At 45.4% G+C, this 24222-nt stretch carries 24 protein-coding genes; 1 reads left to right on the forward strand and 23 read right to left on the reverse strand.

The features are described 5' to 3' along the window. Nucleotides 1-244: 244 nt before the first annotated feature. Nucleotides 245-1522 carry an outer membrane protein transport protein gene (locus L3V36_RS12315; RefSeq protein ID WP_102447222.1) on the forward strand — a complete coding sequence of 426 codons (1278 nt, stop codon included), beginning with the start codon at nucleotides 245-247 and terminating at the stop codon, nucleotides 1520-1522. 95 nt (nucleotides 1523-1617) lie between these two features. Here L3V36_RS12315 and L3V36_RS12320 read toward each other — a convergent pair whose 3' ends face one another. From L3V36_RS12320 to flhB, 23 genes are all read right to left on the reverse strand, one after another. Then, nucleotides 1618-2403 carry an MlaA family lipoprotein gene (locus L3V36_RS12320; RefSeq protein ID WP_017076800.1) on the reverse strand — a complete coding sequence of 262 codons (786 nt, stop codon included), beginning with the start codon at nucleotides 2401-2403 and terminating at the stop codon, nucleotides 1618-1620. 119 nt (nucleotides 2404-2522) lie between these two features. Beyond that, complete coding sequence (gene ccmI, locus L3V36_RS12325; RefSeq protein WP_004736037.1) at nucleotides 2523-3743, reverse strand: c-type cytochrome biogenesis protein CcmI; 1221 nt, start codon at nucleotides 3741-3743, stop codon at nucleotides 2523-2525. Next, nucleotides 3743-4231 (reverse strand): cytochrome c-type biogenesis protein, encoded by a 489-nt coding sequence (locus L3V36_RS12330; protein WP_004736036.1) that lies wholly within the window; start codon nucleotides 4229-4231, stop codon nucleotides 3743-3745. The genes ccmI and L3V36_RS12330 overlap by 1 nt, the downstream gene beginning before the upstream one ends. Further along, nucleotides 4228-4779: a DsbE family thiol:disulfide interchange protein gene (locus L3V36_RS12335; protein ID WP_017076803.1), complete on the reverse strand. Its 552-nt coding sequence runs from the start codon at nucleotides 4777-4779 to the stop codon at nucleotides 4228-4230. Before L3V36_RS12335 ends, L3V36_RS12330 begins: the two co-directional genes overlap by 4 nt. Before the next feature lie 5 nt (nucleotides 4780-4784). Next, nucleotides 4785-6755, reverse strand: coding sequence for a heme lyase CcmF/NrfE family subunit (locus tag L3V36_RS12340; protein WP_017084525.1), 1971 nt, complete (start codon nucleotides 6753-6755; stop codon nucleotides 4785-4787). After that, nucleotides 6752-7234 (reverse strand): cytochrome c maturation protein CcmE, encoded by a 483-nt coding sequence (gene ccmE, locus L3V36_RS12345; RefSeq protein ID WP_017076805.1) that lies wholly within the window; start codon nucleotides 7232-7234, stop codon nucleotides 6752-6754. The genes L3V36_RS12340 and ccmE overlap by 4 nt, the downstream gene beginning before the upstream one ends. Then, nucleotides 7231-7437, reverse strand: a complete 207-nt coding sequence (ccmD, locus tag L3V36_RS12350) for a heme exporter protein CcmD (protein WP_004736230.1) — start codon at nucleotides 7435-7437, stop codon at nucleotides 7231-7233. Before ccmD ends, ccmE begins: the two co-directional genes overlap by 4 nt. A gap of 14 nt (nucleotides 7438-7451) precedes the next feature. Next, on the reverse strand, nucleotides 7452-8192 hold the full coding sequence (locus L3V36_RS12355; RefSeq protein ID WP_004736229.1) for a heme ABC transporter permease: 741 nt from the start codon (nucleotides 8190-8192) through the stop codon (nucleotides 7452-7454). 178 nt (nucleotides 8193-8370) lie between these two features. Beyond that, nucleotides 8371-9039 (reverse strand): heme exporter protein CcmB, encoded by a 669-nt coding sequence (gene ccmB, locus L3V36_RS12360; RefSeq protein ID WP_004736228.1) that lies wholly within the window; start codon nucleotides 9037-9039, stop codon nucleotides 8371-8373. Between the two features lies 1 nt (nucleotide 9040). Continuing rightward, nucleotides 9041-9658 carry a cytochrome c biogenesis heme-transporting ATPase CcmA gene (ccmA, locus tag L3V36_RS12365; protein ID WP_012603450.1) on the reverse strand — a complete coding sequence of 206 codons (618 nt, stop codon included), beginning with the start codon at nucleotides 9656-9658 and terminating at the stop codon, nucleotides 9041-9043. Nucleotides 9659-9936: 278 nt separating this feature from the next. Continuing rightward, nucleotides 9937-10449: a DUF2802 domain-containing protein gene (locus L3V36_RS12370; RefSeq protein ID WP_102494865.1), complete on the reverse strand. Its 513-nt coding sequence runs from the start codon at nucleotides 10447-10449 to the stop codon at nucleotides 9937-9939. Beyond that, nucleotides 10449-10943: a chemotaxis protein CheW gene (locus L3V36_RS12375; protein ID WP_004736225.1), complete on the reverse strand. Its 495-nt coding sequence runs from the start codon at nucleotides 10941-10943 to the stop codon at nucleotides 10449-10451. Before L3V36_RS12375 ends, L3V36_RS12370 begins: the two co-directional genes overlap by 1 nt. A gap of 74 nt (nucleotides 10944-11017) precedes the next feature. Further along, nucleotides 11018-12169 carry a chemotaxis protein CheW gene (locus L3V36_RS12380; RefSeq protein WP_208775072.1) on the reverse strand — a complete coding sequence of 384 codons (1152 nt, stop codon included), beginning with the start codon at nucleotides 12167-12169 and terminating at the stop codon, nucleotides 11018-11020. Next, complete coding sequence (locus L3V36_RS12385) at nucleotides 12156-12938, reverse strand: ParA family protein (protein ID WP_017076808.1); 783 nt, start codon at nucleotides 12936-12938, stop codon at nucleotides 12156-12158. The genes L3V36_RS12380 and L3V36_RS12385 overlap by 14 nt, the downstream gene beginning before the upstream one ends. 10 nt (nucleotides 12939-12948) lie before the next feature. After that, the gene (locus tag L3V36_RS12390) at nucleotides 12949-14070 is read right to left on the reverse strand and encodes a chemotaxis response regulator protein-glutamate methylesterase (RefSeq protein ID WP_017076809.1); all 1122 of its coding nucleotides are present in this window, start codon (nucleotides 14068-14070) and stop codon (nucleotides 12949-12951) included. A gap of 13 nt (nucleotides 14071-14083) precedes the next feature. Further along, complete coding sequence (locus tag L3V36_RS12395) at nucleotides 14084-16273, reverse strand: chemotaxis protein CheA (RefSeq protein ID WP_208775073.1); 2190 nt, start codon at nucleotides 16271-16273, stop codon at nucleotides 14084-14086. Between the two features lie 9 nt (nucleotides 16274-16282). Further along, the gene (locus L3V36_RS12400; RefSeq protein ID WP_004736219.1) at nucleotides 16283-17014 is read right to left on the reverse strand and encodes a protein phosphatase CheZ; all 732 of its coding nucleotides are present in this window, start codon (nucleotides 17012-17014) and stop codon (nucleotides 16283-16285) included. A gap of 106 nt (nucleotides 17015-17120) precedes the next feature. Then, nucleotides 17121-17489, reverse strand: coding sequence for a chemotaxis response regulator CheY (gene cheY, locus L3V36_RS12405; protein ID WP_016767062.1), 369 nt, complete (start codon nucleotides 17487-17489; stop codon nucleotides 17121-17123). A 42-nt stretch (nucleotides 17490-17531) separates the two neighbouring features. Then, nucleotides 17532-18266 (reverse strand): RNA polymerase sigma factor FliA, encoded by a 735-nt coding sequence (locus L3V36_RS12410; RefSeq protein WP_017076812.1) that lies wholly within the window; start codon nucleotides 18264-18266, stop codon nucleotides 17532-17534. Further along, a complete protein-coding gene (locus L3V36_RS12415; protein ID WP_004736216.1) occupies nucleotides 18259-19146 on the reverse strand; it encodes a MinD/ParA family protein in 888 nt (295 codons plus the stop codon). The genes L3V36_RS12410 and L3V36_RS12415 overlap by 8 nt, the downstream gene beginning before the upstream one ends. A 13-nt stretch (nucleotides 19147-19159) precedes the next feature. Next, nucleotides 19160-20743 (reverse strand): flagellar biosynthesis protein FlhF, encoded by a 1584-nt coding sequence (gene flhF / locus L3V36_RS12420; RefSeq protein ID WP_017095930.1) that lies wholly within the window; start codon nucleotides 20741-20743, stop codon nucleotides 19160-19162. 27 nt (nucleotides 20744-20770) lie between these two features. Beyond that, the gene (gene flhA / locus L3V36_RS12425; protein WP_004736214.1) at nucleotides 20771-22870 is read right to left on the reverse strand and encodes a flagellar biosynthesis protein FlhA; all 2100 of its coding nucleotides are present in this window, start codon (nucleotides 22868-22870) and stop codon (nucleotides 20771-20773) included. A gap of 212 nt (nucleotides 22871-23082) precedes the next feature. Further along, nucleotides 23083-24213: a flagellar biosynthesis protein FlhB gene (gene flhB / locus L3V36_RS12430; protein WP_004736213.1), complete on the reverse strand. Its 1131-nt coding sequence runs from the start codon at nucleotides 24211-24213 to the stop codon at nucleotides 23083-23085. Nucleotides 24214-24222: the final 9 nt, after the last annotated feature.

The following is a 24222-nucleotide window of genomic DNA, read 5'->3' on the forward strand; positions in this document are numbered from 1 at the left end:
TGCCTAAACCACTGACCGACATCGATTTAAGCTTACAGCTGTAGCCTGCAGAGGTAAATTATGCCTACAAGTGTACGCTCAAACTTCGCAACACAGCCGAAACATTTAGATGATTTCTCTAATTCTTAAACACATTTACTCATTTAATCCCTAAAACACTGTTTTATTCGAATTTCATTTTTAAAGTAATAACTCTAAACGTAGAATCACGACACTAAATACTTATGATTCAGCGAACATAATAATGAAAATGAATAAGACTCTTCTATCTGCTGCAGTGGCAGTTGGACTACTTTCGACTTCTACCGTCACTCACGCGGCCGGTTTTCAACTAGCAGAATACTCAGCAACAGGCCTTGGCCGCGCGTATGCTGGTGAAGCAGCAATCGCAGACAACGCTGGTTCACAATGGCGTAACCCTGCCCTTCTTACTTATCTAGAAGGCACACAAGTTTCTGTTGGCGCTATCTATGTTGACCCGAACATTGATATCGACGGTACTTCTACGTCTATGATGGGTCACTCTACTTCATCAAACTCTAGTGATTTTGCACACAGTGCAGTAATTCCAAACTTTTATGTTTCTCATAAGTACAACGACAAGTTTGCATTAGGTTTTGCTGCTGGTACTAACTACGGCATGGAAACAGATCTAGGTAAAGATTTTGGTGGCGCAAACCACGGTAACGAAGCAAGCGTTACCACAATGGAGCTAAACCTAAACGCGGCATACCAAGTACTTGAGAGCGTATCTATTGGTGGTGGTGTTCGTTACATCATGGCTGAAGGTAGCTTTGGTGCAGTATCTACAGCGAACTCTCTAGTTCCTTTACCTGCAGGCACTGCTTTAAAATATATGGAAGGCGATGATACGGCTTGGGGTTGGCAAGTGGGTACAGCATGGCAGATCAATGAAAGCAACCGCCTAGGCTTTACCTACAAATCAGAAGTAGACCTAACTCTAGAAGGCTATGCAAAAGGCTTTGGTTTCAACCAAGCAAACCCAGCAGCTCACAAGAGCGGCTCAATGGATCTTGCTCTTCCAGCAACAGCGGAACTTGCTAGCTTCCACCAGCTTACTGAAAAAGTTGCGGTTCACGCAAGCATTAACTGGACAAACTGGAGCAGTTTTAAAGAGCTTGTTGCTGATTTTCCGGGTGAAAACAGCGTAGAAATCAAACAAGAGAACTGGGAAGACAACTACCGCTTTGCTCTTGGTACGACTTACCAAATGACACCTAAGTTAGCTTTACGTTCTGGTATTGCATACGACACTTCAGCGGTAAGTGAAGAACACCGTACAGCAACGATCCCAGAAACAGACCGTACTTGGTTAAGCATTGGTGCTGGATACCAATGGTCTGAGCAATTAACTCTAGATGCCGGCTTCACTTACATTTTAGCGAAAGATGCTAAGATGCATGAAACCGATACTGCTGCGGATTTATTTGGCGGTAGCTTCGAAGGTGAAGTGACGGGTAGCATTTGGCTAGTAGGTATCCAAGCTAACTACCGTTTCTAATCTGGTTACTTAATCTAAAGTAGCAAATATAAAAAAGGCTCGATGTTATTTTCAACATCGAGCCTTTCTTTTATCAGTTATTCAAAATCTTATATCTAGTAATCTTCTAAGTATCCGTCAATGAAATCTTCTTCTTCAAGATCGACTTCTTCCGGTTCGATTTCGGCTTTAAAGTCACGACGCTGAATGTAAACTTCACGAGTCAGAGCATATGGATCTGGCGAGTCATCCAACAAAGCTTCTTGAGAAACTAACTGAGCTCGAGTCTCCATACCTTCAAATGCCCACTTTCCGAGGCTCGCCCAGAAGTTCAACAGAGCTAAAGGCACATATAAACTATCCACTTGCTCCGTCACTTCACGAGTCGTAATAGGACCATAACCCGGCACCATAAAGTACGGCCCATTCCCTACCCCATAATGACCAATCGCATCAGAAAACGACTTGTCGTCATATTTGGTGATACCCGCTTCACTGGCAATATCGATTAGGCCTAACAGACCAAAAGTTGAGTTAATCCAAAAACGGTTGAAATGGTCGAGTGCTTTCTCGCCATTACCCATGAATATGTTGTTCACCATGCTCGCAGGTTCGTCTAAGTTGGCTAAAAAATTTGAGATACCAGAACGAACTGGAACAGGGGTGTAGCCAACATAAGCGAGAGAAACAGGACGAACTAAATAAGGATCAAGATATTCGTAGTTGATATCCCACATCGCTCGATTGAACCCTTCGAAAGGGTCATTCGGGTGGGATTCTTCGACGTATTCAGAGGTTTCGAGGTTATTATCGTTCGTGCTTTCATCTGGCGCACTAGAACAGCCCACCGTTAAGCTTGCGATAAAAAGTAAACTCGAGAGTCTTAAAACACTGACAGACATATCACCTTTTCCATAAGGAATAATAAAAAAAGGCCAGCAATCGCTGGCCTCAATTGTTTGCGTAAGTCTATACCGTTTATTGCAAAATCGGAATAGCTAACACCTATGCAAAATGATGATTAATATTGCTTATTGATATTAATGGTCACTGGAGCGCCCAGTTCAACCACTTCACTTTCACCGTACCAATCACCATCGCGAGTTGAAACGTTACCATCTGTATCAAGCCTAGCTCTAACCATCAGAGTTTCAAGGCTAGACAACTTCGAGCCTTCCATCATGCTGTTACCATCATCGAGAACAACAGTGCGTGGGAAAGAACCCAATGGGTAACGGGCTGCAGCGACCGGCATTGGCGAACCATCAGCTCTATGTACCGAAACAACCAGCACAGACTTAGGATCAGCGTTCACATCGCCAGATAGTTCAAGCGTTACTGCAACGCTCTTACCTTGGTCAACACCCATGGTGTCGCCCATTTTCTTCTGAGCACTTTCAATACTGCGTGACAACATCTCGTAGCGACTGTCTTGTGGACCAATCATCTGTTGCATGATGCTCCAGTACTTCACAGCACCCGGATAATCTTGACGTTCAAAAGAATCAAACGCTAGCAGTGAGAACACTCGAAGGTCGACATAATCGTTTTGGATCAAACGGCTCAAAATCAAACGCGCTTGGTTTTGATCGGCTTCATCAGGTGAAAGCATCAGTGCTTGAGCAAAACCTAGCTGAACATCTTCATTCTTAGGCTCAAGTTTGTAAGCTCTTTCCATAGAATCTTTCGCTGTTTCTGCGTCACGGTTTGCTAATGCAATACGACCAAGCAGTAACCAACCAGTTGAATCTTTTGGTTGATAGTGAAGACGAGTACGAAGCGCTAGAGTCAAATCTTCAAGTTCATCATCGGTAAGCGTTCCACCTTCTGATGACATTAACTTTTTAGACAACTCAGGAAGGTTTGAACTCACTTCTTGCCAGTGTTGAACCTTATCTAATGCACCAAACTGAAAGTACATACCATAAGTCACAACCAGAACCAGGATCACTGACGGTACAACGACACCCAGCGTAGATATTTGTGTTCTCTTGATTTTTTCTTGCGTTGGAACGTCATCAAGTAGCGACTGTTTTAAGTCAGCGATCAGTTCTTGTTGGTTATCAACAAGGCCTTCTTCAGCTTCTACCTCTAATTCAACTAAGCGATCTTTATAGAAGGCTTTATTCAACTCATCGCGAAGCACGTCATCGTTGTTTTCCTTCTTGTTCAAAAAAGGCAGAACAATCAATAAAACTGCGGCTAGCGAAAGGACAATTGTAGAAATCCAAAATAGAGTCATTACTGTTTATCTCCGTCGTTCTCTTCGTCGAGTAACGCTTTTAAACGTGCTTCTTTGTCTGCATCCCAGTCTTTATTGGACTCTACTGCTTTTGATTTTGACTTTCTGCTTCGTAAAACAATCAAACCAAAACCTAATACAACAACCGCAAACGGACCAACCCATAGGATAGATGTCGCTAAGGTCAGTGGTGGGTTGTACGTTACAAAGTTACCGTAACGAGCAATCATGTAATCAATAATTTCTTGCTCAGACTTGCCATCTTTTGTCATCTCATACACTTTTTGACGCAAGTCGACCGCAAGTTCCGCGTTCGAATCACCAATCGTGTTGTTCTGACATTTTGGGCAACGAAGCGTATTGCTCAAATCTTTAAATTGTTGCTCTTGATCAACCGTATCAAACTCATGAAATTCGATAGGCGCAGCCGTTACCGACGCAGAGATAGCGAAGGTGGCAAACATTGCTACAAGTGTTTGTTTAATCATTTCGCCTCCTCCAATAACTCTTGGTACATCGGCTGAAGCGTCGATGCCCAGTTAGTCGGGTTCACGTCACCAACATGGCGGTAACGAACCACGCCGCTGGCATCAATGAGGAAGGTCTCAGGAGCGCCATATACGCCAAGGTCAAGACCTAACATACCGTTACCATCGAACAAGCTGATTAAGTACGGGTTGCCCAGTTCTTTTAACCAACCAACCGCTTTATTGCGATCATCTTTGTAGTTAAGACCAATAATCTTAACGCCTTGATCCGCTAACTTATTCAGGTAAGAGTGCTCTGCATAACAAGTAGGACACCAAGTCGCCCACACATTAAGAAGCAGAGGCTCACCTTTAAAGATAGCTTGATCATGAAACTTACCCGGCTGTTCCAAATCCTCTAGACCAAACTCAGGAACCTGCTTACCAATCAATACGGATTCAAGTTTAGTCGGGTCATCACCCGACTGGTTACGCATCAATTGAGTTGCAAAGATTCCAGCTAGAACCATGAACGCAATCAATGGAATGAATAAAATCTTCTTGTTCATTCGAATTAAGCCTCCTGCTCTTGAGCCGACTTTTTCGTTGGCTTACGGAAACGGTAACGACGGTCACTGATAGCAATCACACCACCAATCGACATGATCAAAGAACCCGCCCAGATCCAACGTACAAATGGTTTGTAGTAGATACGTACAGCCCAAGATTTGTTGTCGTCTAAACGCTCACCCATTGCGATATAAAGGTCGCGCGTTACGCCACGATCAATCGCCGCTTCAGTCATCATAGACTTAGCTGTAGTATAGAAACGTTTTTCAGCGTGAAGCGTGTTGATGTATTTGCCTTCTTTGGTAATTTCAAAGTCAGCGATGTAACCATCGTAGTTAGGGCCATCTTTGTCACGAACCCCTGTAAACAGGAAGCTGTATTCTTCAAGTTGGTAGCTTTCGCCTGGCGCTAAACGCACATCACGTTCGATGCTGTAGTTTTGTACCATCGCGATACCGATCACTGTTACGGCTAAACCCATGTGACCACAGATCATTGCCCAATGGCTACGAGGCAGCTTAGTCAGGCCCTTCATGAAGGTATGACGGTGTGTTGCACGCTCATGCAGCTCAAAGCCGTGCATGAAGAAGATCCAGAACGCCATCACCCAACCAGCAAAAGCAGTACCACTGAAGCGGTCAGCTAGCATGGTCACCATTAGTGCACTTAAACCTAACGAGAAGATACCCGAAACTAACATTGGCTTAATAAGCTTAGACAGGTTGTCACGTTTCCAACGGATCAGTGGACCGATACCCAATAGGAACGAGAACGGGATCATTAACCAGAAGAACAACATATCAAAGAATGGTGCACCGATTGAAACCGAGCCCAGCCCTAACTGCTTATGAACAAGTGGTAACAATGTACCCACTAACACAACCACTAACGCAGCAATCAATAAGATATTGTTGCCGAGTAGTGCGTTTTCACGAGAAACCAAATCAAAGTTACCACGGACACGAACCGATGCGCCTTTAACAGCAAACAACAGCAGTGAACCACCGATAACGAACACTAGGAAACCTAAAATAAACATACCACGAGCAGGATCTGACGCGAATGCGTGAACCGATACCAAGATGCCCGAACGAACTAAGAATGTACCTAGTAAGCTTAAAGAGAATGCAGAGATAGCCAGCAATACTGTCCAGGCTTTAAATGTGCCACGCTTTTCTGTTACCGCAAGCGAGTGCATCAGCGCTGTACCAGCCAACCAAGGCATGAATGAAGCGTTTTCTACTGGATCCCAGAACCACCAGCCACCCCAGCCAAGTTCGTAGTAAGCCCACCATGAACCAAGTGCGATACCTACCGTTAGGAATAACCAAGCAGCGATTGTCCAAGGACGAGACCAACGAGCCCAAGCCGTATCTAGACGACCGCTCATTAGAGAAGCAATAGCGAAAGAGAACGCAACCGAGAAACCTACATAACCCATGTAAAGCATAGGCGGGTGAATAATCAAACCCGGGTCTTGCAGTAATGGATTCAAGTCACGGCCATCGACAGGAAAGTAAGGCAGTGTACGTAAGAACGGGTTAGACGTTACGATAATGAACAGCAAGAAGCCGACAGTAATCAAACCCATGATAGCCAGTACGCGAGCCACAGACTCTTGAGGCATACCACGGCTAAACGTCGCTACTGCAACCGTCCAACCCGCTTGGATAAGAACCCAAAGCAGTAATGAACCTTCATGAGCACCCCAAACCGCTGTGATTCGGTAGTACCAAGGAAGTTGGCTATTCGAGTTACTTGCTACGTATTGAACCGTAAAATCATTGGTGTAGAACGCGTAACACAAGATAAAAAACGAAATCGCTAAGAATCCGAACATACCCCATGATAGCGGTCGTGCACTATTCATTAATAATGTGTTATTTCGAGCTGCCCCATACAGCGGGAGCACACTCAATAGCAATCCCAGCCCTAAGGACAGGATCATGGCAAAGTGGCCGATCTCGGCTATCATTGAGCACTTCCTTCTTTTTGTTCTGTCGAGTACTGCATTGGCTCATGGGTTTTCTTCATTGCTTCAGCAACTTCAGAAGGCATGTACTCTTCATCGTGTTTCGCTAAGACTTCGAAAGCTTCAATTGTTGTCGCATCTTTCAGAACGCCTTGAGCAACAATACCTTGCCCTTCACGGAAAAGATCAGGAAGAATGCCATCGTATAAAATCGTTACTTTAGGACCAACATCTTTCAAGTCAAAGCTTACACGTAGTGATTCGTTGTCACGGCTTACAGAACCGACTACAACCATGCCACCAATACGCAGACGTTGGCCAACTTCAGGTTTCTTGCCGTCTTTGCCGTTAACAAGCTCAGTTGGCGTGTAGAACAGATCCATGTTCTGGTTAAGCGCATAAACCATTAATCCAACAGTTGCACTGATACCAAAAAAGATCGCTAAGACAATGCCCAGCCTCTTTTTACGTCTTGGGTTCATAGAGTGTTCTCCATATTTTTTGCTGCATCGATACGAGCTTGACGATCAATCTTAGCTTGTACTTCATTTAGTAATTGCTTACCACGACGAACGCTTAAGACCAGTAAAATGATCATCGCGAGGAATGTGATTCCAAATGCACTCCATACATATGAGGCGTAGCCACCCATGGCAAAGAAATCACTCAGAGATTCAAAATACATAATTACCTACCCTACTACGCTTTATCAGCCGCGAGTTTACGAACCCACGGACGGTGACTTTCTTTACTGATGATTTCGTTTCTAAAACGAACCATAGTCACAGCACCAAAGAAAAAGGCGAAGCCGAAGATGTTGAGAAGAAGCGGCCATAGCATGTCACTTGAAATAGAAGGCTGGTCGAACTTAGTAATCGTCGCGCCTTGGTGAAGTGTATTCCACCACTCAACTGAAAAGTGAATGATAGGTAGGTTGATGACACCAACGATCGCCAAAATACCGGCTGCTTTCGCTGCGGTTTTTTGGTCGTCAAACGCGTGGTGCAGTGCAATCACACCCAAGTATAGGAATAGAAGAATCAGCTCTGAGGTCAAACGTGCATCCCAAACCCACCAAGCACCCCACATTGGTTTACCCCAAACAGCACCGGTTAGCAGCGCTATGAAGGTAAAGACAGCACCAATAGGCGCCATAGCCAATGCAGCCATGTCTGATAATCTCACCTGCCATACCAAGCCGATAAATGCCGCAATTGCCATCGACATGTATACGCCCATCGACCAAATTGCAGACGGAACATGGATATAGATGATACGGAAGCTATCGCCTTGTTGGTAATCAGAAGGCGCAAATGCAAGCCCCCACACAGTACCTACTGATAGACACAATAGCGCTAGGATAGAGAACCACGGCAGAAGTTTACCAGCAAGCTGATAAGAGGTTTCTGCTTTGGCATAGGGATGGAGCCATTTCCACATGTTGTAATCTCACTCTTACTTCATATTGCTTACAGCTATCACAGCTATAATTATTATAATTTATTTGGCTTACTGTCTCTTTCAGTGACTCTATGAGTTTAAAAGCTTCAATTAGTTCACTCTGAACAAACAAAGTGGAAGTGAGTGCTTGGTTAGCTAGTTTTAATCAGATAATTAACTAGTTAACACTCACTCTCAGCGCTGCGCTTATGGCAAATGGGGTGAGCGTCATTGCGCCCATTAGCATTGCCCCTAACACAGCTAATTGTCCGTTATACGCAACGCCTAGTGCTGCCGCATCAATCGCGGATGTAGCAAATATAAGAATTGGGATATACAACGGCAAAATAAGCAGACTTAACAGCACACCGCCTTTTTGTAATCCAACGGTTAAAGCGACACCAATCGCACCAATAAAGCTTAATGCAGGCGTACCAACCAATAACGTTAAGACCACCGATAACCAAGTATCGAAATCCAAGGACAGCAGTACCGCTAACAACGGACTGATCAATATTAATGGTAACCCTGTCAATAACCAGTGCGCTATGACCTTGGACAATACTACCAACTGCAACGGGATGGGCATCAGCATCATCTGCTCGAGGGCGCCATCTTGGAAATCATCTCGGAATAATCGTTCGAGAGAGAGTAATGCAGAAAGTAAAGCAGCAACCCAAACAATGCCCGCTGCGATACGCGCAAGTAGGTTTGGCTCAGGGCCGATACTCAATGGGAAAAGGGTGATGACAATGATAAAAAACCACAGAGGGTTAAAGATATCGGCTTGGCGACGAAATGCGATCAACAGCTCACGTCGAATGATCGTTGTCATTGAAGAAATCATATTACTCACCCAACTTTATTTTTCTTAGTTTCGGGCTATCAGCAAACATATCTTGGTGTGTGGTTAATAACACAATGCCACCGTTGTCTGCATGCTGAGAAAAAAGAGACTCTAGAACTTTAACGCCCTGCTTATCAATGGCTGTCAGCGGCTCATCTAGAATCCACAACATTTGCTTACTTAACCACAGACGAGCCAATGCTACACGGCGCTGTTGACCCGCCGAAAGTTGTCCTGCAGGCACGTCTTCTCGTCCAGCAAGGCCGACTTGAGCCAATGCATTGTAAAGTTCTTCTTTACTCGTTCCACTGCTGTGAATCGATTGATAGAAGCTCAGGTTTTCATAGGCACTAAGCTCGCGTTTTACGCCAGTTTGGTGACCAAGAAAAAGCAAATTTTGGTGATACACATCTCGACTCGTTTCAATGGACTCACCATCCCAAGAGATAGTGCCTTCATCACGATCACCTAAGCCGGTGATAATCCTAAGGAGTGTCGTTTTCCCAGTACCGTTACGACCTTCAACTTGAACCAGCTCACCGGGTTTCAATTGAAAAGACAACGATTCAAATAGAACCCTGTCGTCACGAATAGCAGTTAAATTTGAGACTTCAAGCATAGGTAAATTTAGTCGAGTAATGAAAGGGCTATAGTAGCACACCAATATGGTGACAAAACAGGACTAGGCGTTTTCGATAGAACAAACTCCGTAAGAAACTGTTACCACCGCATCACAATTTACACATTTTCATCAACAAACAAGATACTGCCTTAGATACAAGCACTTATAAACATCGTTCTATATAGAGCTGTCAGGCACAAAAAAAGAAGCCGAAGCTTCTTTTAAGAGGAGTGCACGATAAACATCAATTACTCAATACGCAGCGAGCGCTCATTTTAACGACGTCGAGTTGGGTCTCTGCGCTTATGAGATGCATCTGGTTGTTCATCGTACGATGAAGGGTTACTTCTTAGCGAAGGAATTTTTTCCTTACCCGCGAGCTTATTCTGCAGAGACATCATCAGCTCAGCTTCAGCTTTAGGTAATTCACACTCTTCGATCAGTTCGTTTATCCCTGCACCAAGCTGAACCATCTTCGTTGCACGCGTGTACAAGCGCCCATCGGTATCAACATGTTCCAGCTCTACAATGCGTTCATTCAAGTGCTTTATTAGATCTTGCTGTTCCGTCACTTTCTGACCAAGGCCAACCACGACAGAGCGGACCTCAAGCAATTGCTTGCTCGATTTTTGAAGCTCTTTGTCCAAGTTACGAACTTGCAGGCGTGACTGATCGAGCTGCTTTTGAATCGCACGTTTTACTTTGCTAATCAAAATCACGATGAATAACGTAAAAACCCCGACTCCGGTAATCAGAGCAACAGGGCTTAAAGGAAGCGCTTCAAACATTACAGGTGAGCCATCTCATCCCATTCGTCTTCGCTTAGTAGTTTATTTAGATCTACTAAGATAAGCAGCTTGCCATCACGGTTACTTACACCTTGGATGAACTTAGCACTTTCATCAGTACCAACACTTGGAGTAGTGTCGATTTCAGAAGAACGTAGGTAAACCACTTCAGCAACGCTGTCTACTAGAATGCCAATGACTTGACGCTCAGATTCAATAACGATGATACGAGTGTTGTCTGTGATTTCACCTTGCATCAAACCAAAGCGAGAACGAGTGTCGATAACAGTAACAACATTACCACGCAGGTTAATAATACCTAGAACGTAATCTGGAGCACCCGGTACTGGAGCAATTTCACTGTAGCGAAGTACTTCACGTACCTGCATAACATTAATGCCGTAAGTTTCTTCTTCTAGCTGGAATGTCACCCATTGAAGTACTTCATCATTGGTTGGGTCTTTTCTTACTTCAATTTCACTCATATGAGACATATTTAATCCTCTTGCCGTCGTTACCGACCACTATTATTAACTTGATGCGTTTATTGTTAGCCTAATGCTTATTACTAGCTTAATGCTTTTACATCTAGCCCTGCGTTTAGCATGGCGATCAATGCTTCAACATGAATCAAAGCACACATTTTTTCTTTTACCATACCAGCGAGCCATGGGCGTTTACCTGCCATTTCTCGCCAACGAACTTTATCTGTATTAAGAAGCTCGGTACCTTTAAGTTCAGTCCCCGCGAGCCCCCATAAGCTTTCGCCAAGCATCACTATATATTGATAGTTTTCTTTGTATTCATCATTCGTTAGTTTCTCAGGCATCACCCACTTTGCAGTGTCGACCACATCTAACTGACTATCTCGATTTGTTTGCAAACCTAAATACCAAGCAGGCTTACCAATCAAATGGCTTAGCTCTTCAAGGCGATGAATACCACCAAGCTCATCAAGAGGAACAGCAAATGTTACCCCGTTGACGTCAAAATACAGTACCTGAAAATCTTCTGTTCGAGCCGTAGTTTCCCAAGAGGTAAACCGTTCAATACCGCCAGATTGAGTTTCAAGCTCAACCTCGGGCTCACTGACAGATTCAATTTCTGACTCTTCAGTGTGAGTTTCGTCTTGCAGAGCTTCAACGTGCGACTCTTCAGCTATTGGTGACTCTTCAGCTATTGGAGACTCGGCTTGCTGCTCAATTGGTCGATCAACAGGTCGATCAACAGGTCGATCAACAGGTCGATCAACAACCATTGATGAATCTGACTCTGGTAGGTTCCAATCTTGAATCTCAGGCTCTACAGAAAGCTGAACGGATTCCACCGCCGCATCAAACATCTGCATGTCTGCTTGCTGAGCGATTTTCTGCGTGTTCTGATCCATTAATTCATCAAGATTCAGTTCATCAACCACGTTCGTCGCTTCTAAGCGGCTCAGTAATTTTTGAACGTCTTCCAGATTGGGCACTTCAAATTCAGCTTCTCGTAACTCGGCATAGGTCGAGTAACTCGAATGTTTGGGCTCTGGCTCTGGCTCTGGCTCTGGCTCTGGCTCTGGCTCTGGCTCTGCAGATGATGACTCATCGCTGGTCTCGTCAACAAAAAATTCGTCAGAATCCAGCATTTCATCACCTAACAGCGCAGTAAAGTAATCATCAAGTGCTTGTTCACTTGATAAACTTGATCGCGCCATTGTTGATTCTTTATTCGCGCTCATTTATCGCCAGCCTTTCGAGATAAATAAGCAGCTGTTTGTAAGCAAATACACCACGACTACCCGATGCAAAATGAGATGCTGGTAAGCGCTTTAGGCTAGCATCTCGAAACTTAGTGTCTATCGGCACAGCGGATGTCCAAACTTGATTTGGATAATCTTCTTTTAGCTGAGTTAATGTTTGCAGTGATGCTTTAGTTCGCTTGTCGTACATCGTCGGGACAATCGTCACCTTAAACGGTGTTTTGCGAGACTTCTGCATGATAGCCAAAGTGCGAATCATGCGCTCTAAGCCCTTCATTGCCAAAAACTCAGTCTGTACCGGAATCAAAATACGGTCACTGGCAGCCAATGCGTTGACCATCATCACGCCCAAAATCGGCGGACAATCGATAAGCACATAGTCATAGTCGTCTTTCAAAGCGGCCAAAGCACGCTTCAAGATCAACCCCATACCGCTTCGATTTCCCATCACACGGTCTAATGTTGCCAAAGACATGTGCGCGGGAATAATATCGATACCTTCGACTTCCGTTTGTAAAATCAAAGGTCTTACTGTCGGCGCGTTAAACTCACGCAACTGAAATAGATCAAACAGACTCGATTCCACCGTATCTGAGTCGTAACCCAGATAGGTGGTTAGTGATGCATGCGGGTCAGTATCAACCAACAGAACACGGTGCCCCTTCAACGCAAGTAAACCTGCTAGGGTCACGGTCGAGGTCGTTTTACCAACACCACCTTTTTGGTTTGCAACACTCCAAACAATCATTTCGATTTACCTAAGCTAACCCAACTTCAACCAAAATCCTTTCCGCAATGCGGTCTAGAGGGAGGTCTTCAGTAGAAATGCCAGCTTTTGCTACAGCTTGAGGCATACCATATACAACACAGCTATCTTCGTCTTGCGCCCAGATTGTCGAGCCCGCAGTTTTTAACATACGCGAACCTTCTCGACCATCAGCGCCCATACCGGTCAGTATCATAGACAAGACTTTGTCACCGTAGATCTTCGCTGCAGAGCCGAAGGTTACATCCACACAAGGCTTGTAATTCATTCGGTCGCCGCCATCGATAATTCTTAAGCGAGCAGATCCTGCACGGCCGTCAACCATCATCTGTTTACCACCAGGAGCAAGATAAGCCACTCCAGGTTTCAACACATCTCCGTCCTGTGCTTCGCGAACCTCAATCTTACATAAGGTATTCAGTCGGCTTGCAAAAGCGGCGGTGAACGTTGCGGGCATATGCTGAACTAACACAATCGGATGTGGGTAGTGTGCAGGGATGCGCGTCAAAATTTTCTGTAGTGCAACAGGGCCACCCGTAGAAGTACCAATTGCAGTTAATTGATACTTTTTACCCGAAGCTCTGAATTTCGCCGTTGATGCAACCGCTGGTTTCACTGCTGAAGCTGCTGCTGAAATCGGTTGGCGCAATGGTGTTGAAGTTGTTGCTGGTGTAGCTGTAGCTCGTGGCGCAATCGGAGCACGGCGCATAAACGCACGCTTTGCTGCAATCTGAATCACACGTTGTTGAAGCAATGCGACAGCATCATCACGGTTACGAGCGATGTCTTCAAACTTCTTAGGTAGGAAGTCTAGAGCACCAGCGTCTAACGCATCTAACGTTGCTCTCGCACCATCATGCGTTAGCGATGAAAACATTAAAATAGGCGTTGGCGACGCAGCCATGATTTCACGAACGGCGGTGATGCCGTCCATGACAGGCATTTCGATGTCCATCGTGATTACGTCAGGTCTCAGCTGTTTCGCTTTCTCAACCGCTTCTTTACCGTTTACTGCTACATCAATGACTTCTAGGCGAGCCTCTGAGTTGATGATCTCGCTAACGCGACGACGAAAAAAACTCGAATCATCAACGACTAATACTTTAATCGCCATATTTATCCTTAAATTAAATTCTTGACGCAGCTGCGTACTGCTTCAACAAGTCCGGCACATCTAGAATCAATGCAATGTGTCCATCACTTGTAATTGTCGCGCCTGCCATTCCTGGCGTGCCCTGTAGTAGTTTATCAAGTGGTTTGATAACAACTTCTTCTTGGCCAATAAGCGTATCAACAACAAAACCAACACGTTGGCTACCAAGTTGTACGATAACAACATGGCCGTGTCCTTTACGCGATTCCACAATACCCGCTTTAGGTGCCAGCCAGTTTTGCAAGTAGAACAACGGAATAGACTTATCGCGAACGATAATCGTCAGCTGTCCATCTACCACGTTTGTGCGGCTTAAATCTAGGTGGAAGATCTCGTTTACAGAAGCCAGGGGCAATGCAAATGGATGTCCGGCAACACCGACCATCAAGGTTGGTAGAATCGCCAGCGTCAATGGAACCTTGATCGTGATCTTGGTGCCTTGTCCCATCTCTGAATCAATATCAATCGAGCCATTCAGTGTGTTGATCGCTGTTTTCACAACGTCCATACCTACACCACGACCAGAGATATCCGAGATCTGCTCCTTGCTTGAAAAGCCAGGGGCAAAAATAAGATTGAAACACTCTTTGTTTGATAAGCGAGACGCTGCATCTTCGTCCATCAGACCGCGTTTAACCGCAATAGTACGAAGCTTATCAGGGTCCATACCGCCACCGTCATCAACGATAGCCAGTTCAATATGGTCACCTTCTTGCGAGGCAGATAGAATCACTTTACCCGTTTGTGATTTGCCAGCTGCAATACGGGCTTCAGGCATTTCAATACCGTGATCCACAGAGTTTCTCACTAAGTGAATCAGTGGATCGGCAAGTGCTTCAACTAAATTCTTATCAAGATCCGTTTCTTCCCCGCGCATTTCAAGAACAATGTCTTTCTTCAAACTACGAGCAAGGTCGCGGACAACTCGTGGGAAACGACCAAAAACTTTCTTGATCGGCTGCATACGAGTCTTCATTACCGCACCTTGGAGGTCTGCGGTAACAACATCTAAATTCGAGACAGCTTTTGCCATCTCTTCATCGTTACTGTTTAAGCCAAGGCTTACAAGTCGATTACGAACCAACACCAGCTCACCCACCATATTCATGATGGTATCCAGTGTTGACGTGTCGACACGAACTGTAGCGTCGGCTTGTTGTTTCTTCGCTGGCGCTTTAACTTCAGCTTTCGCTGGTGCTTCTTTAACAGCGACCGGTGCAGATGGCTTAGGTGCTGCTTGTGGAGCCGGCACTGGAGCAATAGGCTTCGCTGCAGCAGGTTTAGTTGCTGCATCTAGCTCTTCAATAGTTGGTCCATTACCTGAACCATGTAACTGGTCTAGTAGCTTCTCAAACTCTTCGTCGCTCATCAAGTCATCACCTTCAGACATCGCCGAAACGGGTGCGGAAGAAGGTGCTGGCGGAGGAGGAGGCGGTGAACCTACTGCAGTCGGGCTCTTGCCCGCGCCATGCAGTTCATCTAATAACTTTTCGAATTCGTCATCCGTAATATCACCACTCTCAGCAACTGGCTGAGGAGCAACAGGCTGAGGAGCAACAGGAGCTGGCGGCGGTGTTGGTACAGAAGATGCTGTTGGTGAACCACCTTTACCATGAAGCTCATCAAGCAGACGCTCAAACTCATCTTCAGAGATATCATCCACTGAAGATGCACTAATGCTTGCGCTTTCGACGATCGGTTCAGCAGGCGCTTCAAAAACGGGTTCAGCGATTACTGGTGCTGGGGCTTCTACTGGAGCAGCTTCATCGGTCGACTGTGGTTTACAGAGGCGGTGAAGTTCATCCAATAAAGCTTGATCAGCTGGCACTAAAGGTTCCTGATCTTGCACGGCTTGAAACTGTACATTAACTGTATCTAGAGCCTGCAGCATGGTATCCATCAAACCTGATGTTACGCTGCGCTGGCCGTTTCGTAGAATGTCGAACACATTCTCAGCACCATGACAAGTATCCACCAGCTCAGTCAATGCTAGGAAACCAGCACCACCTTTTACTGTATGGAAACCACGGAAAATAGCATTTAATAGGTCTTTGTCGTCAGGGTTATTCTCAAGCTCTACCAGTTGTTCTGATAGGAGTTCAAGGATCTCTCCTGCTTCGACTAAAAAGTCCTGAAGAATATCTTCGTCTAAATCGTAGCTCATACGTTACCTTTAAAATCCAAGACTGGATAACAAATCGTCGACTTCATCTTGAGATGCAACAGCATCTTCACGCTCTTCTGGGTTCAGAATTGGACCTTCAGGCGCAATAGATGCTTTCTTCTCTGACTCTGGAGTTGGCTCTGTTTGATTCGCACCGAATACGGTGAGAATCTCGACCAAACGTCCTTCAACCTCATTCACCAAGGTAATAACTTTGCTAATTATCTGCCCAGTTAAATCTTGGAAATCCTGAGCCATCAAGATTTCAGTCAATTGTCCACGTAGTTCAGTACTATCGCCTTCTACTTGGACAAGCAATCCATCAATGCGGTGACATAAAGCTTTAAATTGTGCCAGCTCAATGCGGCCATGCATCAGTTCATTCCATTGAGGCCTTACTTGAAGTAAACACTCGTGTAGGTTGTCTGCAATTGGCATACAACGATCGACAGCGTCCATCGTCTTATTTGCCGCAACTTCCGTTTTATCAATGACATACTGAAGGCGATCCCTTGCGTCAGGGATTTCATCATTTGCGATAACGCTGATGCGCTCATCGAAATTGAATTGAGTCAAAGAGTCATGGAGGTCGCGAGTCAAACTTCCTATTTCTTGAAGCATTGGATTGTCTTGAAGACTAAAATTGTCTTCATAAATGCTTCTAACAAGAGAATCAGCATCTTGCTGCTTATCGTTCTCAAGCAGCTCTACTAATTTTTTTGCTTGTTCTAATGAAATCATCCTGAGTTCGGCCTTACTCCGCATACTTTGTGCGCTTAGGCTATCGAGATAAACAGAGATCTTATCGGTCAGTGTTTGCCTAGAAGTGCCTAAAACTTATTGATGCTTATAAGCGATCAAAAATCTTATCAAGTTTCTCTTTCAGCGTTGCAGCAGTGAAAGGCTTCACAATGTAACCATTAACACCCGCTTGCGCTGCTTCGATGATCTGCTCACGCTTCGCTTCCGCAGTGATCATAAGCACTGGAAGATGCTTAAGTTCTGCATCTGCGCGAATGTGTTTAAGCAGGTCAATACCTTGCATGCCTGGCATATTCCAGTCAGTTACCACGAAATCAAATTCGCCTTTTTTCAGCATAGGTAACGCGGTTAAGCCATCGTCTGCTTCTTGAGTGTTGTTGAAACCTAAATCGCGAAGTAGGTTTTTAACAATTCGGCGCATCGTTGAAAAATCATCAACAATGAGAATTTTCATGTTTTTGTTCAAATTAGCCTCCACTGAATAGAATCAGTGTTGTTAGTCGTTCTGTGTCCAAGCACTTAACTTAGTGCGTAAACGCTGCATAGATTGGCTCAGTATTTGGCTGACACGAGATTCGCTGACACCTAGTACTTCCCCAATCTCTTTTAAATTGAGTTCTTCGTCGTAATAAAGCGAAAGCACGAGGCCTTCCCTTTCCGGAAGTTGTTTTATCGAATCGATCAAAGCTTGACGAAATGACTCATCAGCAACCCCTTGAAAAGGCGTGTTATCTTGAGAGTCTTCATTCGGAGATATTACATCATCTGAGACGCCTAAATCTTCGATTCCGACAAGTCTTGAGCAATTAATATCAGTTAAAGCGTTGTGGTACTGGTCTAAACTCAGCCCCATGTGCTTTGCCACTTCGGCATCACTTGGGTCGCGATTGAGGGTACCCTCTAATTCCGCGATTGCACTGCTGATTTCTCGATTGTTTTTATGAACCGATCTCGGCACCCAGTCACCACGGCGAATGTCATCCAACATAGCTCCGCGAATCCGAATACCTGCATACGTCTCAAAGCTTGCGCCTTTGGTACCATCATAGTTTTGTTGCGCTTCAATCAAGCCAATCATGCCAGCTTGAATTAAGTCATCAACCAAGACATTAGGCGGTAATCGCCCCAACAAGTGATGAGCGATACGTTTAACCAACACAGAATACTTCTCAAAAAAAGCCTGTTGGCTATTGTGATTAGCATGTTGATCGTAAGTAAGCGCTTTATTCACCAAATGGTTCCTCTATAAATTCAGTACGATTCAGCAGCCTTTCAACAAAGAACTCCAAGTGTCCACTTGGCGTTTTTGGTATTGGCCAGGTCAATGCTTTATTAGCCAAAGAGCTGATTGCCAATGCAGCTGGAGAGCGAGGGTACGCATCTACTACGATTTTCTGTCTCTTGACTGATTGACGTACTTTATCATCTAAAGGAATACATGCTACGAGTTCGAGGCTCACATTCAAGAAGCGCTCTGTGACCAAAGTCAACTTTGCAAATAATTCTCGGCCTTCGCGGTAGCTTCTGACCATATTTGCAACAATTTTGAATCGCTGAACTTGGTGCTCTCGGCTCAAAAGTTTAATCAGTGCATATGCATCAGTGATTGAGGTAGGCTCATCACAGACCACAACAACCACATCTTGCGCCGCTCTTGAAAAGCTAATTACCATGTCTGAAATACCCGCAGCGGTATCAACCAACAAGATATCCATCTCATCTTCAAGCGAACCAAATGCACGAATCAACCCAGCGTGTTGAGCGTGTGAAAGTTCAGTCATGCTTTGCGTACCAGATGTCGCTGGAATAATTCTAATTCCGTGCGGCCCTTCGACAATCGCATCCTTAAGTTCACATTCGCCAGCCAACACATGACCCAGGTTTCGTTTAGAACGAATGCCCAGCATGATGTCTACGTTAGCCAGCCCTAAGTCGGCGTCCAGTACCATGACTTTCTTGCCTTGGCGAGCCATACAAATGGCCATACCTAACGTCACATTCGATTTACCGACGCCTCCCTTACCACCGGTTACAGCGATAACTTTTGTGAGTGAAGGCTTGGTTAAGCGACGGAGGCCGCTAGCTTGATCGTGTATCATATTCTCATTCATATTTATCCGCCGCCTAGAGCCCTTCAGAATCGCTATTCCAGTAATGAGGTTCATTCTCTGTAGATTTTTCTAATAACTCATTGGCCTTAGCAATCATATACTTTGGCTGAGCTATGACGATATCTTCAGGAACTCGTTGACCATTTGCTATGTAAGCAACTGGTAATGCATTTTGTATTACCACACTGATGAACTCACCCAAGCTAAGGGATTCATCCAGCTTAGTCAGGATACATCCCGACAACGGGATTCTTCTAAAGTGTTCAATGGTTTCTTGTAGTACTTTGCGCTGTGCGGTTGCAGGCAACACAAGGTAACTATTGATAACGGAACCACTCTCTTGCATCAATGTGTCTAACTGCTCGGATAGGCGAACATCTCGTTGTCCCATGCCTGCAGTATCGACCAGAATCAGGCGACGATTACGTAACTGATATATTACATCGGCCAATTCACTAGAATCTTTAGCAACTCTTACAGGACAACCCATAATTCGACCATAAATCGATAACTGCTCATGTGCACCTATACGATATGTATCCGTTGTCACTAGTGCGACGTTGTCGGCGCCATATTCCATGGCTGCGCGTGCAGCTAGCTTAGCAACCGTCGTTGTTTTACCTACGCCAGTCGGGCCCAACAAGGCCACAATACCACCGCGTTTTAAAATATCTTTTTGCGTGACAGAGATCTGGTCAGCAACCAGTGCTAACAAGGCCTTCCATGCACGTGCCGGCTTGGTATCTTCAGGAATGTAACAGGCCATTTGATCGGCAAGCTCGGCAGATACACCCATACGCTCAAGGCGTTTGATAAGCATTGCTCTGAGCGGTTCACGACGTTCAACCTCTTGCCACATTAGTCCTGATACTTGATGCTCTAATAGACGACGAATCGAGGTCATCTCTTCACGCATCGTCTCCATTTCAGCATCTGAACCTTTCGACTGAGGGTTCTCACGACCACGATCATAACGGGTAGGATCCAAACGAGGTGCTGGACGCTCTACTCTGCGGTCTTCGGCAATCAATTTAGATAAGCCTGTTTCACGAGCAAATGCTGAATCCAGGCTCCCGTGAGATTGCTGGTTACCAGAAGACTGTTGGTTGCCAAGAGACGGCTGGTTGCCGAGAGACTGACGATTACTATGTGGCTGATGATTACTATGCGGCTTATGACCCGTGCTGGATTGGCGATTTAGCAATGCTGACAACGAGTCTTCGTTTTCAGCACGGTGTTGTGGCTCATCATCGGCACCATGACTGTATTGCTTTAGCATATTCGCAAAGCGTTTGGTCATTGAGCGTCCACCTTCAGCATTCGTCTGTAAGCTAACCTTGTCATCGTCTAATTGACGACGCCCTGCCGGTGCTGCGGGCGCGGCCATTTGCGTATATTGGCTTTGCGCAGGCTGCTGAGGTTTATTTAATCTCTGGCTCGCTGTCGACGGGCTAGATTCGCCATCAATAGCGGCAACAATTTCCACGCCACCTGCGACCTTTTTGTTAGACATGATCACCGCTTCTGAGCCAAGTTCTTCTTTAACTTGGAGCAGTGCGGTTCGCATATCTTTTGCAAAAAATCGTTTAATTTTCAATTCGATCGTCCGTTCTAATTAGGCGGCTTAATTACCAACAGCTTGTACTATACGTATCTGCTTTTCGTCCGGTATCTCTTGGTAAGATAACACTCTCAAGCTTGGGATCGTGTTCTTCACGAACTTAGCCAGAGTTGAACGCAATACACCAGAGGTCAGTAGCACTGCTGGCTCACCTTTCAGCTCTTGCTCTTGTGTGGCATGGCTGAGTGAGGTCTGTAAACGTTCGGCTAAACCAGGTTCAATACCAGCAGATTCTCCGCCGGATGCCTGCATGGTTTGATGCAAGATTTGTTCCAGCTCTGGGATCAAGGTTATCACGGGCAACTCTGGCTCTATACCATTGATTTCTTGAACAATTAGTCGTTTCAAAGAGATACGAACAGCCGCCGTAAGTATGTCAGGTTCTTGACTCTTACTTGAGTACTCCGACAAAGTTTGGACTATTGTTCGAATATCACGAATTGGAATGGCTTCATTCAATAGGTTCTGTAGCACTTTCACAACGACGCCAAGCTGTAACTGGTCCGGTACAAAGCCTTCCACCAGCTTAGGCGTTGAACGGCTAAGCATCTCAAGTAAGTTTTGTACTTCTTCGTGACCAATCAGTTGTGATGCGTTATTCGTTAGCTGTTGACTGAGGTGAGTGGCCAACACGGTTGATGAATCAACAACCGTGTAACCTAAGGCTTGCGCATGTTCACGCTGCTCTTCACGAATCCACACAGCTTCTAGACCAAAGGCAGGGTCAATCGTCGGCTCACCATCGATCATTCCATACACTTGGCCTGGGTTAATGGCTAATTCCATATCCGGCTTAATCTCAGCCTCACCAACCGCAACCCCCATTAAGGTGAGTCGGTAACTGTTTGGCGTCAATTCTAGGTTATCGCGGATGTGTACTGCTGGGATCAAGAAACCAAAATCTTGAGACAGCTTCTTACGCACTCCTTTAACGCGTTCAAGCAATTCGCCACCTTGGTCTCTGTCAACTAGAGGAATCAAGCGGTAGCCAACTTCTAAGCCAATAATATCAACAGGCTGAACATCATCCCACGAAAGTTCTTTCTGAGAACCCGTCTCCCCACTCGCTTCAACCGTAGCTGGAAGGTTGGGTTGTTCAGCTTTTTTCTTGTTCTTTTTATCAATGTAATAGGCACCTGCACCTGCAACGACAGCAAGGCTCAAGAACGAGAAATGAGGCATACCCGGCACAATACCCATGATGCCAAGGATAGCGGCGGTGATCATCAAGGATTTAGGATTGTCGAACAGTTGGAAGAAGAGCTGTTGCCCCATATCTTCATCAGTATTTTGACGCGTTACCATCATCGCAGCAGCGATAGAAAGTAATAACGATGGAATTTGAGCAACCAGACCATCACCGATAGTCAGTAGCGTGTAGATTTCGATTGCTTCACCAAAACCAAGGTCAAACTGAACCATACCAATACTCAAGCCACCAATAATATTGATGAACAAGATCAAGATACCGGCGATCGCATCACCTTTAACAAACTTAGATGCACCGTCCATTGAACCGTAGAAATCGGCTTCTTTGGTCACTTCAAAACGTCGAGTACGAGCCTGATCTTGGTCGATCAAACCTGCATTTAAGTCGGCATCGATTGCCATCTGCTTACCCGGTAAAGCATCAAGGGTAAAACGTGCACTTACTTCCGAGATACGACCCGCACCTTTGGTGACAACCATGAAGTTGATGATCATCAGGATCAAGAACACCACCAAACCAACCGCATAGTTACCACCGATAACCACGTTACCAAAGGCTTCAATAACGTTACCGGCAGCATCACCACCCTCATGGCCATGGAGCAATACCACACGTGTCGAAGCAACGTTCAAGGCCAAGCGGAGCAGAGTCGCAATCAGGAGTACGGTTGGGAATGCAGCGAAGTCTAAAGGCCGACGGGTATAAACCGAAACCAATAGCACAACCATAGACAGTGCAATGTTGAAGGTGAAGAACATATCCAACAAGAAAGCTGGAATGGGCAACACCACCATAGCAAGCGTTGCAAGCACCATAACAGGCGCGCCAATCGCAGGCATGGCACGGTTAGGAATTTTAGGTAGCTTGTCCGCAAAAGGCAGGGTGAATTTCATAAATCTAGGCAGTTTCGCTATGTTGTAGCTATCTCACTAAGCAGATTGAGGCCTAGGTCTAAGCTATGTTGCTATGGGCTAATATGTTCGGAATTGATATAGCAAACACTGTACCAACATCTCACGTCAAATTATCGCCATCACCTCGGAAACAAGAGGTGTAGCTAAGTTGCTATTATCAGGGTTCATCAAGCTGAGCTCAAGCAATTGATCTAATGTCGTAAATCAGGTGGGATCGGCATATTAGAATCTTGCAGTTTTGGCCTCTCTCCACCTTTTTTTCGGTATTGCTTAAGTTGGAAAACATATGCAAGCACTTGTGCAACTGCCGCAAACAGACCGTCAGGAATTTGTTGTTCGAGCTCTGTGGTGTGATAAAGCGCCCTAGCCAATGGCGGTGCTGGAATAATATAGATGTCATTTTCTCGTGCGATTTCACGGATCTTCATCGCCATGTGATCGACACCTTTAGCAACCACAATTGGTGCCTTATCTTGATTCTGCTTATAGCGCAGCGCCACTGAAAAGTGCTCAGGGTTGGTCACAATCACATCCGCTTGAGGAACGTCAGCCATCATTCGACGTTGAGCGGCTTCTCGTTGCAGCATACGAATACGACCTTTCACTTCGGGCTTACCCTCAGTGTCTTTGAATTCGTCTTTGACTTCTTGCTTGGTCATCTTCAGCTGATCAGCGTGTTGCCAGATCTGGAATGGGATATCAATGGCGACCACGATGAGTAGAGAACAACTGATCAATAGGATAAAGTTGAGCAAAATATCTAAGGCATGGAATATATTCTGTGGATACACATCCATACTCAACTGCATCAAGTCATGTTGAGAAGCTTGAATCAGGTAAATGGCCATGCCCGATACCAAAGCCACTTTCAAGATAGATTTCAGCAGTTCAACCCAGCTTTGTAAGCCAAACATACGCTTGATACCACTCAAAGGGTTGAGCTTAGATGCTTTTGGCATAGCCGCTTGCATTGAGAAATTGACCCCACCAACACCCGCAGCGCCAATCACAGCAGCAACGAACAAAGTGATGAGAATCAAGAACAGTGGAAACAACAAGTTTACTAATGCGCCACCCGCTATTTCCAGTAGCTTGTTAGTATCAAAAATCTCGTCACGACTGAGTGAAAACAGGCGTTGCATGGCCTCGAACAAAGCCTTCGCCATCGATTCGCCAAACCACATTAAAGAAATCGCACCGACTATCAATACCGATGCTGACGCCAGCTCTTTTGACCTTGCAACCTGCCCTTTCTCTTTGGCCTGTTGCAAGCGTTTGGGCGTGGCGTCTTCTGTGCGTTCTTGACCGTCTGACTCTGCCATTTCAGTCTC

Origin of the sequence: Vibrio sp. G-C-1 (assembly GCF_021728015.1) — a bacterium.
Classification (GTDB): Bacteria; Pseudomonadota; Gammaproteobacteria; order Enterobacterales; family Vibrionaceae; genus Vibrio; species Vibrio splendidus.